Raw genomic sequence first — 15,117 nt, 5'->3', positions numbered from 1 at the left:
CTTCAGGACTTTACAAAAAAGCGTCCCAATCCCCTTTATGAAGGGAAACATGAAGGCCAAATTGATCTTGAATCACCCCCGTTGGATAATTTTTGACATTCAATGAATTTTATTGTACAAAAGTAGACGGGCTTGGGGACAGGGTATAAGAAGATGATAACGATTACTTTGGATAGGGATTCTAGGTTAGCGGTAAAACTGACGATGGATATGAAGGCTTACTGCGAGGCGGCTAAACGGTTGTATGATAGTTGCAAAGCATTAGAAGAGTTGCACGCATCTCGTGAGGCTGGGGCAGATGCTGCTGCTCATGAACGTGTGGCTCAATTGACAGCAGCAGAGGCAAAAGAACATTTTAAACGGATACGAGAACCTTATATCGAGAGTTTAAGAGGGTTACAGGGGGAACTTCATTGGTGTGAAATCAAACGTTTGCTCAGCGAACAGTGCAATCGGGATGATCCAATAGAAAATCGGTTGTTTTCTTCCTTGTCTTCTGTTATCTGTGATGCAGGAACGGCTCCTCTGGCTCTTGAAAGCCTTGATAACAGCTTTATTGAATTATTAAAAAACAGCATTGATGCGATTGTGCTTAATTATTTAAAGGCAGAAGCAATGCGTACAGCGAATACAACGCTGGAGATGCGTGTTGCTTTGCGTTTGGTTGGAGAAACATTATCCATTGTAATTACAGATAATGCTGGCGGTTTTCCGGCCGCTTATTTGGCAAGTTTTGATACAAATGTTAGATCCAGGAGGTATGATAAAACCTCTTCAAGAGAGAAGCGCCAATATAATGATTATTGTTTTGGTGGCGCAGGGAGAGGATTGCCTATTTTATGTGATTGTGTTGTCCATGGCGGATTTTCAAGAGGTGATGAGCAATTTGAAAAAATCCATCAAGTGAACGAACGAGAGACAGCGGTTGCCATTCGCAACACCCCTGATGTCAAGGGAGCAGAAATTACAATAACAACACCCGTAGCTCCTTTTGCAGCCGCTGTAAGTGCGCCACGTAGAGTCGTTTCGGCGGGGGTGGCCCCTCATGAGGGAGGTGCTGTGGAAGGTGTTGATGAGGCATTTGAGTTATCATTACCACCATTTCGTCCTCCATTGCTCTCTTTTCCTTCTAGAGCTAGGCGTGCCCCCCCGATTGTTCTGGAAGCGGCTGTCAAAGAAAGAGCGGAGGAAGCATTGGCCCCTTCTACAGGGGCGTTGAAATCTGATCCGCCGGGACTTGTTGTCAGTGGTGCTGCTGCAGAAGGTGCTGTTGCAGAAGACGGTGGGGGTGAAAAGCCGGATAGGCAATTGGGAGGCGATAGAAAGCGTCCACGAGGAGATAGTGCAGCGCTAGGCTGGACGGTGATGGCGTTGCAATTGTTTGCTCCTCCAGGAGATAAAGCAAAACGTGCGCGTAAAGCGCGCCACCCATATAGCGAAGGAATTGCTGGATTAGGAAATCGGCGGGGCTGATATTACTATATACCCAAGATGCATGGATTTTGCACCAATTTAAATCAATTCAAAAGCAATCAATAAGCCAATCTTTGAGGGAAATAATGACGGCCAATTCACAAAAAAATGGATTGAAGCGTGAATTAGGGGTATTTGACGCGACTATGATGGGGCTTGGGTCCATTGTGGGCACGGGTGTCTTTGTAAGTATTGGGGTAGCAGCAGGTGTCGCTGGTCCCTCTGTTATTCTTGCCATTGCCTTGGCGGCACTGGTGGCCACGTGCAATGCTTTCTCCAGTGCTCAACTTGCAGCCAGTCACGCAGTCAGTGGTGGAACCTATGAATATGGCTATCGTTACCTGCATCCTTGGCTTGGTTTCACTGCCGGCTGGATGTTTTTGTGTGCCAAAACGGCTTCGGCAGCGACGGCCGCCCTCGGGTTTGCAGGCTATCTATTGCATTTATTAGGATTTGATTCGATTTCAATCGTTCCCGTCGCCGTCAGTATTGCAAGTGTAATAACGCTCATGGTGTTAAGTGGTCTAAAACGATCTAATTGGGCAAACATCATTATTGTATCACTGACATTACTCTCACTTTTAGCCTTTGTTCTGTTTGGATTACCCGATTTCTTTCGTCATGGTGCATCTAATCTGATGCCATTTTTTCCGCAATCAGAACAAGGGGGGATGAGAGGGTTCTTTTATGCTACAGCCTTAATGTTTGTGGCTTATACAGGTTATGCACGTATAGCCACTCTTGGCGAAGAGGTAAAAAATCCTCGCCATTTTATTCCCCGTGCCATTGTAATCACACTGATTGTCAGCGCTATTCTTTACATTACAGTTGGCTTAATTGCGGTGGGCGCTGTCGGATCGGAACGTCTTGCACAGATGACACAAAGCCGAGCTACGCCACTGGAGATTGCTGCAAATACCATGGGTACTCCAGGGCTCAGCAAGATGGTAGCGCTAGGTGCATGCACTGCCATGTTAGGCGTGCTATTGAATCTTATACTAGGACTTTCTCGAGTAGTACTGGCAATGGGCCGTAAAGGCGACCTCCCTCCATTATTTGGCCAGCTCTCAAAAGAGGGACGTGTGCCCTCAGCAGCCATCATCGGTATTGGTATTGTAATCATTGGATTTTCTTTAACGGGCAGTGTTGAAACAACATGGGCATTCAGTGCATTTACAGTATTAATTTACTATTCAATCACCAACCTTGCTGCTTTGCGTCTTGCCAAAGAGGATCGTCTTTATCCTAGTGCGTTTGCTATAGGCGGACTTATCTCTTGCCTTTTTTTAGCGTTTTGGGTTCCAGCGATGATTTGGGCGTTTGGCTTAGGACTCATCGTTATTGGCCTCGCTTGGCATTTCCTGGCTAGTCGTCTATGGCATTGAAAATAAGACGATAGGCTCGAGAGGGGGCTTTTAGAGTTTGTTAACAAGCGCTTGAATAATTTTTAAATCAGCCATATAGAATGCGGGCGCAGATAAATTTGTATTGTCAGCGTTATTTCTGTTTTTTTGGCCTTATCCAGCCGTATACTGTTTTTTGTCGGGATTCTGTTAAGGTTAACTCACCGGCAGGGACGTTCTTACGGATTGTACTTCCCGCTCCAATGGTAGCATTCTCACCAATGGTAACTGGCGCCACCAGCTGAGTATCGGAGCCAACAAATACGCCGTCTTCGATAATGGTTTGATGTTTGTTGGCGCCATCGTAGTTACAAGTAATGGTGCCTGCCCCAATATTCACCTGTTTGCCAAGCGTTACATCCCCCAAATAACTTAAATGATTGGCTTTGCTGCCTGTGCCAAATAGGGCATTTTTGGCTTCGACAAAATTACCAATCTTACAGTGTGCTTGCAATTGCGTGCCTGGCCTTATTCGAGCAAAAGGACCAATCTGGCAATATTCTCCAATCGTGCAGTTCTCAAGCACGGTGTTGGCTAGAATGGCACTGTTTGCACCTATTGTCACATTCTTAAGGATGCAATTAGGTGCAATGGAGCAGCCATCCCCAAGAATAACTTTCCCTTCAAATAGGGTGTTGATGTCAATAAATACGTCTTCACCGCAATGCAATTCACCGCGGATATCAACGCGGTTAGCATCCGCCAGGCTAACGCCGGCAAGCAAGAGTTTTGTGGTCAGTTGCTTTTGCCATAGACGCTCTAATTGCTGCAATTGCAAGCGATTGTTAACGCCTAGGATTTCATTAGGATCCAAGGTGTGGAGCGAGACAATAGGCAAATTTTCTGCCACCGCCATGCCAATAATTTCTGTTAAATAATATTCTCCTTGGGCATTAGCTCGGCTTAATTTCGGCAGCCAACGATGAAGTGCTGCAGCTGATACACAACATATCCCACTATAAATCTCATTGATTTGCCGCTGTGACTCATCTGCGTCTTTTTCTTCAATAATGGCAGAAATTTGATTGTTTTGATTGCGAATAATACGACCTAACCCTGCGGGCTCTACGACGTTCGCCAATAATAAACCTAGGGGGGATGACTGCTTTGATTCCGCGTTACAATGGTTTAATAATGCCTGTAGGGTATTGGTCTGAATCAAAGGTACATCTGCGGAGAGAATCAATACCTGACTTGTCGATAAAATATAAGGCAATGCTTGCATGACAGCATGGCCTGTGCCTAACTGCTCTGCTTGTTCCACCCAATGGACGGGAAGTTCTGGCAGCGCTTGCCTGATATGATCACCACCATGCCCAATAACAACATGGATTTTTTCCGGATTTAATGCTTGTGCGGCTTCTATGACTCGCAAAAGCATGGGTTTTCCTCCCAGCTGATGCAAGACTTTGGGGGTTTTGGAGTGCATGCGCTTGCCTTGTCCTGCCGCAAGAATAATGATATGCAATGACATGATGTTTTAAAGTCCTTAGATAAATAGTACTGATATTTTATACATTGCCAGAAAAAATGCGACTAATCACTGGCTCAGCTCTCCACATAGATTCATTTCCATGTGTTGCTTGACATGATTTACATCAGAATTTTTTGTAAATAGGTACAAAAGTTTGCAATGGGCGGCTTCTGGCGTCATATCATGACCGCTAATGAGCCCTGCCTGCTTCAGGGTATATCCCGTGGCGTATTGATCCATGTGTACGCTTCCATGTTGGCATTGGCTGCAGTTTACAATGACAACACCTCGCCGGCAGGCATCTTCCAGTAATTGCAGAAAGCGCGGATCATTATTTTGGGCATTTCCGGTACCATAAGTTTCCAGAACCAATCCACGTAGAGGGTGTTGCAAAATGTAAGCTAATACATCGGCAGAAAAGCCAGGAAATAAGCGGAAATTCGCGATAAAATGAGGAACTATGGTTTGCAGACGAAAAGGCTTTTCAGATGGCTGAATCAGCAACTCGTGATGAATCTCAATGTCAATGCCGATGCTTGCCAAATGCGGGAAATTCGGAGAGTCAAATGCATTAAACCGCTGGGCGCTTACTTTTTGTGCGCGATTACCTCGTAGTAAATGTTGATTGAAATAAATGCATACTTCTTTAATGGGATCATGAGAGCATAACCATAAAGACGTAATGATGTTGTCAATGGCGTCGTTGCGTACTTCTGATAAGGGAATTTGCGAGCCAGTAAGAATAACTGGTTTATCAAGATTTTCCAGCATGAATGATAATGCGGATGAAGTATAGGCCATCGTATCAGTTCCATGGAAAATCACAAAGCCGTCATAGTTTTTATATTCCGTTGCAATATCAGTGGCAATCCGATTCCATTCGCTCACGGTCATGTTTGCCGAGTCAAGTAGGGGATCGTATTCTTTGATGACGTAGTGTGGCATATCAGCATGGGCAAGCGCTGAGATGTTTTTTAATGCAGATTGTACGTACCCTTGAACTGGTTCGTAACCATGTTGAGTTTTGACACTGCTTATGGTGCCGCCAGTATTTAGAATTAATATGTTTTTTTTCATAAGGTCTATGAAATCTATTGAAAAATTTCTGCAACGAAAGAAAATAATGTTCATCATATTCTTCTTTTTCGGAATTATTGTCCAGCAGAGCTCGGAAAGAAGTCCTGTAAACGTGGTTTTATTTGCCAAACTATTGCATTTTATGAAAAAATCAGGGAATTAATGGTAAATGTAAGCAGTAAAAACATGGTAATTGATCGTGCCGGCTACCGATTGAATGTAGGAATTGTTCTTGTCAATGATTCTGGGCGCGTTTTTTGGGGAAGGCGACATGGGCATGATGCTTGGCAGTTTCCTCAAGGCGGATTGATTTCAGGGGAAACTGCTCTGGAAGCAATGTTTAGGGAATTACGGGAAGAAATTGGCTTAGAAAGTGGCGACATTGAAGTATTAGGCTCTACCAGGCGCTGGCTTAAATATCGCTTGCCCAAACAGTACCTGCGACATGGAAGTGATCCTCTCGTTATTGGCCAGAAGCAAAAATGGTATTTATTAAAGCTGATTGCCAGTGAACAAAAAGTTCGTCTTGATTTAAGTGATTCTCCCGAGTTTGATAGTTGGCGTTGGATTGATTACTTCGAACCACAAGAACAAGTTATTTTTTTTAAAAAACAAGTGTACATGCAGGCATTAAAAGAGCTTGAACACTTTCTTAAGAAACGCCGCACGCCTTATGGGAAGCGCCGAAGACGAGGTAATCATAATCGTTAGATGTTAAAAATATTAAAGCGCATTGTACAGGATGTCACCACGACAAGCCATTTAGCGGATGCACTGGCCATTTTGGTGCAGCAGCTGCGAAAGGCATTGGTTGCGGAAGCGGTTTCAGTTTTTCTCATCGATAATAAGCACGCCGAATACGTATTAATTGCTACCGAGGGATTGAATAAGCAAGCTGAATCAAGAGTACGTGTGCCTTTAGACAATGGTTTGATTGGTTTAGTTGGTCGTCGAGAAGAACCCATTAACATTGATAATGCCCCTGCGCATCCTGCTTTCCATCAAAACCCTCTTTTAGGCGAAGAACATCTTAACGCCTTTTTAGGGGTTCCTATTATTCAGCATCGTAAATTATATGGTGTATTAACGGCCCAAAGGGCAGAGCAGCGGTATTTTGATGATGCGGAAGAAGCCTTTTTGATTACCTTGGCAGCCCAATTGGGTGGGATTATTGCGCACGCTGAAGCCACGGGAGAGTTAAGCCAATTAACTCAGCCACAACCTCTTGGCCTTGCCAGGCTTGAAGTGACGCAAATTTCTTTGACCGGCATCGGCAGTGTTCCTGGTGTAGGTATTGGTACGATCGTTGTGGTTTACCCTTCTGCTGATATCGATGCAGTTCCCCGGCGAGTGATCGAAGACATTGAACATGAAGTCGCTGTTTTTTATGAAGCACTTAAGGTTGCTCGTGATGAGATGCGCCGCTTAAGTCGACGTGTAAAATCCAGCGTTGCTGAAAATGAGCATGCACTGTTTGACGTGTATTTACGCTTGCTGGATGAAGATAATCTGGGTGCTGAAGTAGAAAAAGTGATTCGTGAAGAGCAAATAAGTGCCCAGGCTGCGCTTGCAGCCGTCATAAAAAAGCATGTTTTTCAATTTGAAAGCATGAAAGATGATTATTTGCGCGAACGTGCCAGTGATTTTCGTGATTTAGGTCGCAGAGTGTTGGCAGAGCTGCAATTCTCTCAACAAGAAGAAATCGTTTATCCGCGTCGCACCATTTTAGTCGGTGATGAGATTACCGCCGCGGCGCTTGCTGAGGTACCGGAAGGCCAATTGGCCGGTGTGGTGGCGGCAAAAGGCTCTAATAATTCCCATGTGGCTATATTAGCAAGGGCTATGGGAGTGCCTACCGTTATGGGGGTAAGGGGTTTAAATATCGAACAGTTATCCCGTCGGGCAGCGGTGGTTGATGGCTATTATGGACATATTTTTATCTCCCCATCAAAGGCCTTGCTTGCCGAATATAAGAAGCTGGCACAGGAAGAAGATGAATTAAATCAAAGCTTGGTAAGTCTTCGGGACAAGCAAGCGGAAACCACCGACAATTATCGTATATCACTGCAGGTTAATACTGGATTGGCGATGGATGCAGGTTTATCCATGAGTGTTGGTGCTGAAGGGGTGGGGCTTTATCGTTCTGAAGTGCCCTTTATGAGTCGCGACCGCTTTCCTTCAGAAGATGAGCAGTACGTCATTTACCGTCAGATTCTCAAGGCATTTGCACCTAGAAAAGTGACGATGCGCACGCTGGATATTGGTGGGGATAAAGCGCTTTCTTATTTTCCTGTTGAAGAAGACAATCCTTATTTAGGTTGGCGCGGCATTCGTGTCACATTGGATCATCCTGACGTATTTTTATTACAAGTGCGTGCTATGATGCGTGCTAATGAAGAATTAAATAATCTGCGCATCATGCTGCCCATGGTGACGACATTAAGCGAGCTTGATGAGGCCATATTTCTGATCAATCAGGCTTTTACTGAATTACTTGAAGAAGGATGCCTGATTGAAAAGCCGCAAATAGGTGTCATGATAGAAGTTCCCGCAGCGGTTTATCAGGCGCGTGAATTTGCAAAACGTGTTGATTTTCTTTCTGTTGGCAGCAATGATTTAGCGCAATATTTATTGGCGGTAGACCGTAATAACGCTCGTGTTGCAGGTCTTTATGATGCTTTGCATCCGGCCATGTTGCGGGCGTTGCTTAAAATTGTCGAAGGCGGACACGCTGCCGGAGTAGAAGTCAGCATTTGTGGAGAAATGGCCAGTGAACCTTTGGCCGTTATTTTATTATTGGCCATGGGGTTTGATACACTGAGCATGAATTCATTTAGCTTGCCTCGAGTAAAATGGGTGATTCGCAATTTTTCCATGGCCAACGCCCGAAAAATTCTTGCTGACGTATTAGAATTTGAGCATTCTGATGAAATACGGTTATATTTACAAAAAGCGCTTGAAGATGAAGGATTGGGCGGCTTAATTAGGGCGGGTAAATCATGATCTTGGAAAGCATAACAGAGCACGGCACGGCTTATGCCTTAACGGGTGCTTTTGCCGGATTTATGTCTGGCACCCTGGGCATAGGAGGGGGGATGATTGTTGTTCCGGCTTTATTATATATATTTCATCATTCCAGCGTTGTGCCGCAGGCGGTAGAAATGCATGTTGCTGCCGGAACTTCCTTGGCCATTATGATTTTCACTGCGATGGCATCTGTACGTGCCCATCACCGTCAGGGGGAACTATTATGGGATGTTTATCATCGCCTTTGGCCGGGCATTATTCTTGGTGTTTTTTTTGGTGCTTTGCTCGCTGATCAATTATCCACTTATTGGCTAAAAATCCTATTCGGTCTATTTTTATTAGCCATCAGTTTTAAAATGTTGGCCGATATCCATGTAACCCATCCGCGTTCTTTTCCAGGTAAATGGTTAAATGGCCTGGTCAGTTTTTTAATCGGTCTTAAATCCGGTCTTCTAGGGATTGGTGGTGGTGCATTGATTATCCCCTATTTAAGTTTTTGCGGAATTGACACTCGAAAAATTCCTGCAATATCAGCTCTATGTACCCTATCGGTGGCCATGATGGGAACCATTGCCGTGATCATTACAGGTAGTAATGAGGTGGGTTTGCCTGCCTATTCCACAGGATATGTATATTGGCCAGCTGTTATCTGGGTGGCAATTCCCAGTGTTTTGTTTGCGCCTATTGGTGCCCATCTTACGTATGCTTTGCCTGTTCAACAGTTAAAATATGGGTTGACGGCAATTCTTATCATAGCTGCAATTGATATGCTTATTTAGGATGATGAAGGATGCACATGCTGGCTTTTCCACATATTGACCCCGTCGCTTTTTCTTTAGGTCCAATGCGTATTCATTGGTATGGGCTGATGTATCTTCTGGGATTCATTACTGCCTGGATTTTGGCACATTGGCGAGTGAGGCGCTATCAGCTTGATTGGACTTCTGAGCAAATCGGCGACTTGATTTTTTTTAGTGCCATAGGGGTCATCATTGGCGGCCGGTTAGGGTATATGATTTTTTATAGTACCCATCAGCTCATTCATCAGCCTTGGGCTATCTTTAAGCTTTGGGAAGGTGGTATGTCTTTTCATGGCGGATTGTTAGGCGTTATTCTGGCATTATGGTTGTTTTCTTATAAGGTGAAGAAACCCTTTCTTGCAGTGACTGACTTTGTGGTTCCCCTTGTGCCGCTGGGGTTGGCTGCTGGTCGGGCCGGAAATTTTATTAATGGCGAATTATGGGGGCGCCCAACGGATGTACCTTGGGCGATGATTTTCCCTCACGTTGACGCCCAACCGCGTCATCCATCGCAGCTGTATGAATTTGGTTTGGAAGGTGTTGCCTTATTTATCTTAATTTGGTGGTATGCGGCCAAGCCGCGATCCTTAGGGTGTGTATCGGCTGTATTTCTTATTGGCTACGCCATTTCAAGGCTCATCGTCGAATGCTTTCGCCAGCCCGATGTTCAGTTGGGATTTATAGCGTTTGGCTGGCTGACGATGGGACAGTTATTATCTATTCCAATGCTCGTCATTGGCATAGTTTTTTTGTGGATGAAACGACATGAAAACTTACCTACAACTCATTGAGCATATTTTAAATCATGGCATAGAAAAAACGGATCGAACGGGTACTGGAACTCTCTCAGTGTTTGCTTATCAGATGCGTTTTAATCTTGCAGAAGGCTTTCCATTGGTTACCACAAAAAAACTACATACGCGCAGCATTATTCATGAATTATTGTGGTTTTTACGGGGTGATACTAATATTTCTTATTTGCATGAGCATAATGTGACCATTTGGGACGAGTGGGCGGATAAAAATGGCGATCTTGGTCCGATTTATGGCAAGCAATGGCGAAGTTGGTTAGCCGCAGACGGTCGTACCATTGATCAATTAAGCGATGTTTTGCAGCAAATTAAAAAGAACCCTGATTCCCGTCGCTTGCTGGTAAGTGCCTGGAATGTAGGCGAGTTGGACAACATGGCGTTAGCACCCTGTCATGTCTTGTTTCAATTTTATGTGGTGAATAACCGTCTGTCTTGTCAGTTGTATCAGCGCTCTGCCGACGTGTTTTTAGGTGTGCCCTTTAACATTGCCTCGTATTCGTTACTGACTCATATGATAGCGCAACAATGCCATCTTGACGTCGGTGATTTTGTTTGGACAGGAGGTGATTGTCACTTATATTTAAATCATCTAGAGCAAGCCAAACTTCAATTGCAACGCCAGCCTTTGTCTTTGCCGCGATTGCAAATAAGTCGTATGCCGCAATCATTATTTGACTATCGTTTTGAAGATTTTGAGTTTATTGATTATCAGTCGCATCCTGCAATCAAGGCCCCAGTTGCCGTATAGTTTGATGTCTATCAAAGCAAAATTACTGCGATGAGAAATGCTGTTATACCAAAGGCAGACATGCTTAAAAATACCCAGTCAAAGCCCATATAATGAGCAATATGGGAACCAATGAGCGCGCCAGCACCTATAGAAAACGTGTATATTAAAACATACAATCCCCAGCCGACGGTTTCCTTGCCGGTGGTGAGAGCCTTGCTATACAGTGAGTCGCATACGGGGGATTGCATAGCGCCGGCAAATGCTATCAATAATTGCAAACAATACAGCTGCAGCGACGTGCGGATGAATAAATAGCCTAAACATAAAACACCATAAAGCAGATAAGATAAACACAAAAAAAATTTATCCTGGTTAATTTTGTTTTGAATAAAGCTCAATAAAAATGCAAACAATCCATAACTCATGGAGTAAATTGACACAGCAATACCTGCGGTTTTTAAATTTCCACCCAGATGTTTAACAAATTCAGCCCATAAAGGGGTTAAAAAGCCAGTGGCAGTAAAAAAGGCGCCAGCTACGATAAGTATGATTAACTGAAATGGATTGCTAATATGTATTAGCCTGGTTTTTTTCATAATGAAATACGTTTAATGATTTGATGTTTAAGCAAAAATTAAAGTCAAAAAAAACGCGGTCATGCCCATAACAGACATCCCTATAAATACCCAATTGAAACCAAAATAATGAGCTAAGTGACTGCCAATCATGGCGCCAAGACCAATCGAAAAAGTAAACGTTAAATTATATAATCCCCAGCCAATGGTTTCTTTGCCATTTGTTATTGTTTTATTATAAAGCGCATTACGCACAGGAGATTGCATGGCTGCAGCAACTGCAATTAGTAATTGCACACAATACAGCTGCATAGGCGTGTAGACAAACAGATAAGCCGTACATAAGACACTGTAAAGTAAATAGGATGTGCATAGAAATAATTTATTCTGCCTGAAGTAGCTTGTAACAAGGCCAAATAAAAACGCAAATAGTCCAAACGACATGGAATAAATGGCGACTGCAATGCCCGCCGTTTTTAGATTTCCCCCCCCCCCCCAGCTGTTGAGTAAATTCAGCCCATAGAGGCATTATAAATCCAGTTGCTGCAAAAAACGCACTGCCAATCATGAGTAATAGAATCTGGAATTGAGAATCAAGAAGCGATCCAAGCGTTTTCATGATAAAAATACGTTGATTTATGAAATAGATAACTATACCACTCCAGCTTCAGCATGAAGCCTTTTTGTTTATATTGCAAGCAAAGTATGATTTTCCCCTCATCTAACATATGGCATAATATTGCTATATATGGTTTAATGTGGAACCGTTTGTCTTGTTAATTGTTGTTTTGATGAAAAAAAATATCATTGTGTTGTTGTTGGGAATGATGTGTCTATCTACCGTATATGGCAGTAAATTGAGCAAGTATTTACACAAAAGAGACGAGCAAGAGAAAGCACAACAGCAACGTGAATGGCAACAGGACATGAATTTTGGTGATTTTGCTTTTCGTTTGCAAAGACGGTTTGTGGATGACCGCGGCCAGCGTTGTCGTGAGTATGTGTTTCGCTCTCGTAGCAATCCATATCGGCATGGGCGTTATATTATTTGTGATGAAGGCTCAAGAGAACAAAGCTCGGATTTCTTTCGGTAAAGGAACGGATTTATTTTCTTGGTAATTGATCCATACAAGTTTGCTGGTGCCTTGCGCCATCAGGACATTTTCCTGATACAAATCATGATCCATAATAAAGCTTGAGCGCCCCAAACTATGTATACTATTGTTCAGGCATAACATAGCTGGATAGATAACAGGCTTTAAAAAGGTGCAGGCAACATGAATGACCACGGGTCCGCAGGCTTGCCCCATATCCAGTTTTAGGGCACGTAACCATTCAATGCGTGCCTCCTGAAAATAATCAAAATAACGGCCATTGTTAACATGAGCCAGGGCATCCATATCACCCCAGCTGATAGCAAATATCCTTTGGTGTACTGCGATTTTTTTTTCGGTCATGATAAATCCATTGGGTCGACATCAATATTCCACCGTATGCCTCGGCTGATATTATTCATTGTTAACCAGTGTCGTATTTGCGTCAATGCGATTTGTAATGTGCTGCGGCAAGGTGATTTAAGCAACAGTTGCATTCGATATTGATTTGCTTTTCGTGGCAAGGGGGCTGGTGCCGGCCCTAAGGTGGTGATGTTGGATTGCTGTAATTGTTCCCGTAGGTTATTAAGAAATTGCAATAATTTCGCTAACACTTTTCCCTGGGCACGAATAATGGCAATAAAATGAAATGGCGGCAATTCAGCTTGCTGACGCTGCTGCAATAAAGCTTGCGCAAACGTTTCATATCCTTGCTGAATCAGTACATTGAGCAATGGATGTTGTGGCAAGTGAGTTTGAATGACGACCTGCCCTTGGCGTTCTGCTCGTCCTGCTCGTCCTGCCACTTGGGTTAGTAGCTGACCCAGGCGCTCAAGAGCGCGAAAGTCCTGATTATAAAAGCCGTTATCAGCATCAAGAATAACTACGAGTGTTAAGCGTGGAAAATGATGACCTTTTGCTAGCATTTGGGTGCCAATCACTAGTTGAACTTTTCCTGTGCTGATGCTTTCCAATCCCTTTTCCAGTGCTTTTTTCCGGCCAACTTCATCACGATCAATCCGTAAAATACAGGTTGAAGGAAATTGGCTTGATAAATAGTCATAGACGCGCTGTGTTCCCGTACCTATAGGCAATAGCTCCTTACTGTCACAGGCTGGACATTGTGGCGGTATATTTTGTGCCAGGCCACAATGATGACACAGGAGCTTATTACGCTGACGATGCAGCGTCAAATGACTGTCACAGGCACGGCAGCCAGCTATCCAACCACAAAGGTGGCATAAAAGTACGGGCGCAAATCCTCGGCGGTTAATGAAAACTAACACTTGATTTTGCTGCTGCAGATGCGTGTTGATTATTTTTAAGGTCGGAGTGGCTATACCATGTTGTAAGGGTTGATTACGAATATCCATGATTTGGAACTGCAAAGGATGATCAGTCATGGCTTTTTGGGTCAGTTGCAGCAAATGATATTTATGGCGCGTGCAATTATAAAGACTTTCCAGGCTAGGGGTGGCTGAACCGAGAATAATGGGAATATTGGCTGCATGCGCGCGCATCAAAGCGGTATCACGCCCCGAGTAGCGAACACCATCCATTTGTTTTAAAGAAGTGTCATGTTCTTCATCAATAACAATTAATCCAAGTGCTGGTAAAGGTGTAAATACGGCGGTGCGAGTTCCAATAACCAATCGAGCTTTTTGGGTTCGCGCAAGCTGCCATGCTGTCTGGCGCTCTCCATCACTTAAATGGGAATGGATGACTACCATCGGCTCATGAAAACGGCTGCTGAAACGACTTAATAATTGTGGTGTCAATCCAATTTCTGGCACAAGGATAAGTACCTGTCTGCCTGCGGCAAGCACTTGGCTGATGATGTGAAAATACACTTCCGTTTTTCCACTGCCGGTTACGCCTTGCAGCAAAAAGCAATGATAAGACGCTAAATTTGCACCGATTGTTTTGACGGCGGTCTCTTGTTCCTCATTTAAGGAATGAGGTTTATTTTTAGGATTGATGGGAAATGACGGTGCGTCGATTTGCTCCATCACATCAAGCAAGCCGGCAGCTTGTAAAGCAAGTAATTGATTCGTGGTAAATCCGGCTTGTACGATCATTTTTTTTGATAAGAAAGTATGTTGACTTGCAAGGAAATCAACAAGCGCGTGCTGTCGAGTTGCTCTTGCGGAAAGCACACGATGGGCTTGTTCAACAGAGGTTTTCAAATAAAAATAATGGCTTGTTGGCAATGAGCATGGTTTCCCCTCGCGATATTTTTTTGGGACCGCCAGAGGGATGACTTCAGAGAGCGGCGATTGATAATAGCGGCTGACCCACTGACAGAGCGATAGTATTTCTTCAGACAATAATGGAGCCTCATCAATGACTGATTCGATTGATTTGATTTTAATGCGAGCATGATCTGGCAGGCCTTTGCCAATCACAAGGCCAATACGTTTTCCTTGGCGAAAGGGCACCCAAACTCGGGCGCCAATACAAGGCGCTTGTTCTGAAGCGAGGTAATCAAAAAAATCACGATTCGTGTAGGGGATACAGACTTTGAAAACAAACCCCATGATTTCTTCTCATACAGTTTTCTTAAAATTGTGTAAGTTACACGCTTTCTAACAGGGTTTCCATTTAATTTTGATAAGCTTAATGATCGCTGCAGCAACGTCGTTGGGCATGTTG

The 15,117-nt window shown here is 43.9% G+C and carries 15 protein-coding genes; 8 read left to right on the top strand and 7 right to left on the bottom strand.

The features are described from left to right. Positions 1-153: 153 nt before the first annotated feature. Together E1O52_RS07345 and E1O52_RS07340 are read left to right on the top strand one after the other, a co-directional pair. On the top strand, positions 154-1,473 hold the full coding sequence (locus tag E1O52_RS07345) for an ATP-binding protein (RefSeq protein WP_133128068.1): 1,320 nt from the start codon (positions 154-156) through the stop codon (positions 1,471-1,473). Positions 1,474-1,559: 86 nt separating this feature from the next. Then, positions 1,560-2,858 (top strand): APC family permease, encoded by a 1,299-nt coding sequence (locus E1O52_RS07340; protein WP_133128067.1) that lies wholly within the window; start codon positions 1,560-1,562, stop codon positions 2,856-2,858. Positions 2,859-2,970: 112 nt separating this feature from the next. Here E1O52_RS07340 and glmU read toward each other — a convergent pair whose 3' ends face one another. Together glmU and ansA are read right to left on the bottom strand one after the other, a co-directional pair. Next, positions 2,971-4,350 (bottom strand): bifunctional UDP-N-acetylglucosamine diphosphorylase/glucosamine-1-phosphate N-acetyltransferase GlmU, encoded by a 1,380-nt coding sequence (gene glmU / locus E1O52_RS07335; RefSeq protein WP_133128066.1) that lies wholly within the window; start codon positions 4,348-4,350, stop codon positions 2,971-2,973. Positions 4,351-4,416: 66 nt separating this feature from the next. Next, on the bottom strand, positions 4,417-5,427 hold the full coding sequence (gene ansA, locus E1O52_RS07330; RefSeq protein ID WP_133128065.1) for an asparaginase: 1,011 nt from the start codon (positions 5,425-5,427) through the stop codon (positions 4,417-4,419). A gap of 186 nt (positions 5,428-5,613) precedes the next feature. On the opposite strand from ansA, the gene E1O52_RS07325 reads away from it, so the two are divergent. Genes E1O52_RS07325 through thyA form a run of 5 tightly spaced genes read left to right on the top strand, consistent with a single transcriptional unit; the run spans position 5,614 to position 10,814 of the window. After that, positions 5,614-6,138: an RNA pyrophosphohydrolase gene (locus E1O52_RS07325; protein ID WP_133128064.1), complete on the top strand. Its 525-nt coding sequence runs from the start codon at positions 5,614-5,616 to the stop codon at positions 6,136-6,138. Then, entirely contained in the window at positions 6,139-8,430 is a 2,292-nt protein-coding gene (gene ptsP, locus E1O52_RS07320) for a phosphoenolpyruvate--protein phosphotransferase (protein ID WP_133128063.1), read from the top strand. Then, entirely contained in the window at positions 8,427-9,233 is an 807-nt protein-coding gene (locus E1O52_RS07315; RefSeq protein WP_133128062.1) for a sulfite exporter TauE/SafE family protein, read from the top strand. The genes ptsP and E1O52_RS07315 overlap by 4 nt, the downstream gene beginning before the upstream one ends. A gap of 17 nt (positions 9,234-9,250) precedes the next feature. Next, a complete protein-coding gene (lgt, locus tag E1O52_RS07310) occupies positions 9,251-10,045 on the top strand; it encodes a prolipoprotein diacylglyceryl transferase (protein ID WP_133128061.1) in 795 nt (264 codons plus the stop codon). After that, a complete protein-coding gene (gene thyA / locus E1O52_RS07305; RefSeq protein ID WP_133128060.1) occupies positions 10,020-10,814 on the top strand; it encodes a thymidylate synthase in 795 nt (264 codons plus the stop codon). Before lgt ends, thyA begins: the two co-directional genes overlap by 26 nt. Positions 10,815-10,825: 11 nt before the next feature. On the opposite strand, the gene E1O52_RS07300 is transcribed toward thyA, so the two are convergent. Genes E1O52_RS07300 through E1O52_RS13165 form a run of 3 tightly spaced genes read right to left on the bottom strand, consistent with a single transcriptional unit; the run spans position 10,826 to position 11,990 of the window. Continuing rightward, positions 10,826-11,392: an MFS transporter gene (locus E1O52_RS07300; protein ID WP_133128059.1), complete on the bottom strand. Its 567-nt coding sequence runs from the start codon at positions 11,390-11,392 to the stop codon at positions 10,826-10,828. A gap of 27 nt (positions 11,393-11,419) precedes the next feature. After that, the gene (locus E1O52_RS07295; RefSeq protein ID WP_133128058.1) at positions 11,420-11,815 is read right to left on the bottom strand and encodes an MFS transporter; all 396 of its coding nucleotides are present in this window, start codon (positions 11,813-11,815) and stop codon (positions 11,420-11,422) included. Continuing rightward, positions 11,754-11,990, bottom strand: a complete 237-nt coding sequence (locus E1O52_RS13165) for a hypothetical protein (RefSeq protein WP_165474737.1) — start codon at positions 11,988-11,990, stop codon at positions 11,754-11,756. Before E1O52_RS13165 ends, E1O52_RS07295 begins: the two co-directional genes overlap by 62 nt. 172 nt (positions 11,991-12,162) lie before the next feature. Here E1O52_RS13165 and E1O52_RS07290 point away from each other — a divergent pair, with 172 nt between their 5' ends. Then, on the top strand, positions 12,163-12,465 hold the full coding sequence (locus tag E1O52_RS07290; RefSeq protein WP_133128057.1) for a hypothetical protein: 303 nt from the start codon (positions 12,163-12,165) through the stop codon (positions 12,463-12,465). Here the strand turns inward: E1O52_RS07290 and E1O52_RS07285 are convergent. Together E1O52_RS07285 and E1O52_RS07280 are read right to left on the bottom strand one after the other, a co-directional pair. Continuing rightward, positions 12,433-12,828 (bottom strand): acyl-CoA thioesterase, encoded by a 396-nt coding sequence (locus E1O52_RS07285; RefSeq protein ID WP_133128056.1) that lies wholly within the window; start codon positions 12,826-12,828, stop codon positions 12,433-12,435. The genes E1O52_RS07290 and E1O52_RS07285 overlap by 33 nt on opposite strands. Then, on the bottom strand, positions 12,825-15,002 hold the full coding sequence (locus tag E1O52_RS07280) for a primosomal protein N' (RefSeq protein ID WP_133128055.1): 2,178 nt from the start codon (positions 15,000-15,002) through the stop codon (positions 12,825-12,827). Before E1O52_RS07280 ends, E1O52_RS07285 begins: the two co-directional genes overlap by 4 nt. Positions 15,003-15,117: the final 115 nt, after the last annotated feature.

Origin of the sequence: Legionella nagasakiensis (genome assembly GCF_900639915.1) — a bacterium.
Taxonomy (GTDB): domain Bacteria; phylum Pseudomonadota; class Gammaproteobacteria; order Legionellales; family Legionellaceae; genus Legionella_A; species Legionella_A nagasakiensis.
This window is presented reverse-complemented; position numbering and strand designations above follow the sequence as displayed.

What these genes read in the sequence shown, in the direction of transcription:
- E1O52_RS07325 (WP_133128064.1), top strand. Translation starts at nt 5,614, where the DNA reads ATGGTAATTGATCGTGCCGGCTACCGATTGAATGTAGGAATTGTTCTT.
- E1O52_RS07290 (WP_133128057.1), top strand. Translation starts at nt 12,163, where the DNA reads ATGAAAAAAAATATCATTGTGTTGTTGTTGGGAATGATGTGTCTATCT.
- glmU (WP_133128066.1), bottom strand. Translation starts at nt 4,350, where the DNA reads ATGTCATTGCATATCATTATTCTTGCGGCAGGACAAGGCAAGCGCATG.
- E1O52_RS07280 (WP_133128055.1), bottom strand. Translation starts at nt 15,002, where the DNA reads ATGGGGTTTGTTTTCAAAGTCTGTATCCCCTACACGAATCGTGATTTT.
- E1O52_RS07345 (WP_133128068.1), top strand. Translation starts at nt 154, where the DNA reads ATGATAACGATTACTTTGGATAGGGATTCTAGGTTAGCGGTAAAACTG.
- E1O52_RS07315 (WP_133128062.1), top strand. Translation starts at nt 8,427, where the DNA reads ATGATCTTGGAAAGCATAACAGAGCACGGCACGGCTTATGCCTTAACG.
- E1O52_RS07340 (WP_133128067.1), top strand. Translation starts at nt 1,560, where the DNA reads ATGACGGCCAATTCACAAAAAAATGGATTGAAGCGTGAATTAGGGGTA.
- ansA (WP_133128065.1), bottom strand. Translation starts at nt 5,427, where the DNA reads ATGAAAAAAAACATATTAATTCTAAATACTGGCGGCACCATAAGCAGT.
- thyA (WP_133128060.1), top strand. Translation starts at nt 10,020, where the DNA reads ATGAAAACTTACCTACAACTCATTGAGCATATTTTAAATCATGGCATA.
- E1O52_RS07300 (WP_133128059.1), bottom strand. Translation starts at nt 11,392, where the DNA reads ATGAAAAAAACCAGGCTAATACATATTAGCAATCCATTTCAGTTAATC.
- E1O52_RS13165 (WP_165474737.1), bottom strand. Translation starts at nt 11,990, where the DNA reads ATGAAAACGCTTGGATCGCTTCTTGATTCTCAATTCCAGATTCTATTA.
- ptsP (WP_133128063.1), top strand. Translation starts at nt 6,139, where the DNA reads ATGTTAAAAATATTAAAGCGCATTGTACAGGATGTCACCACGACAAGC.
- E1O52_RS07295 (WP_133128058.1), bottom strand. Translation starts at nt 11,815, where the DNA reads ATGTCGTTTGGACTATTTGCGTTTTTATTTGGCCTTGTTACAAGCTAC.
- E1O52_RS07285 (WP_133128056.1), bottom strand. Translation starts at nt 12,828, where the DNA reads ATGACCGAAAAAAAAATCGCAGTACACCAAAGGATATTTGCTATCAGC.
- lgt (WP_133128061.1), top strand. Translation starts at nt 9,251, where the DNA reads ATGCTGGCTTTTCCACATATTGACCCCGTCGCTTTTTCTTTAGGTCCA.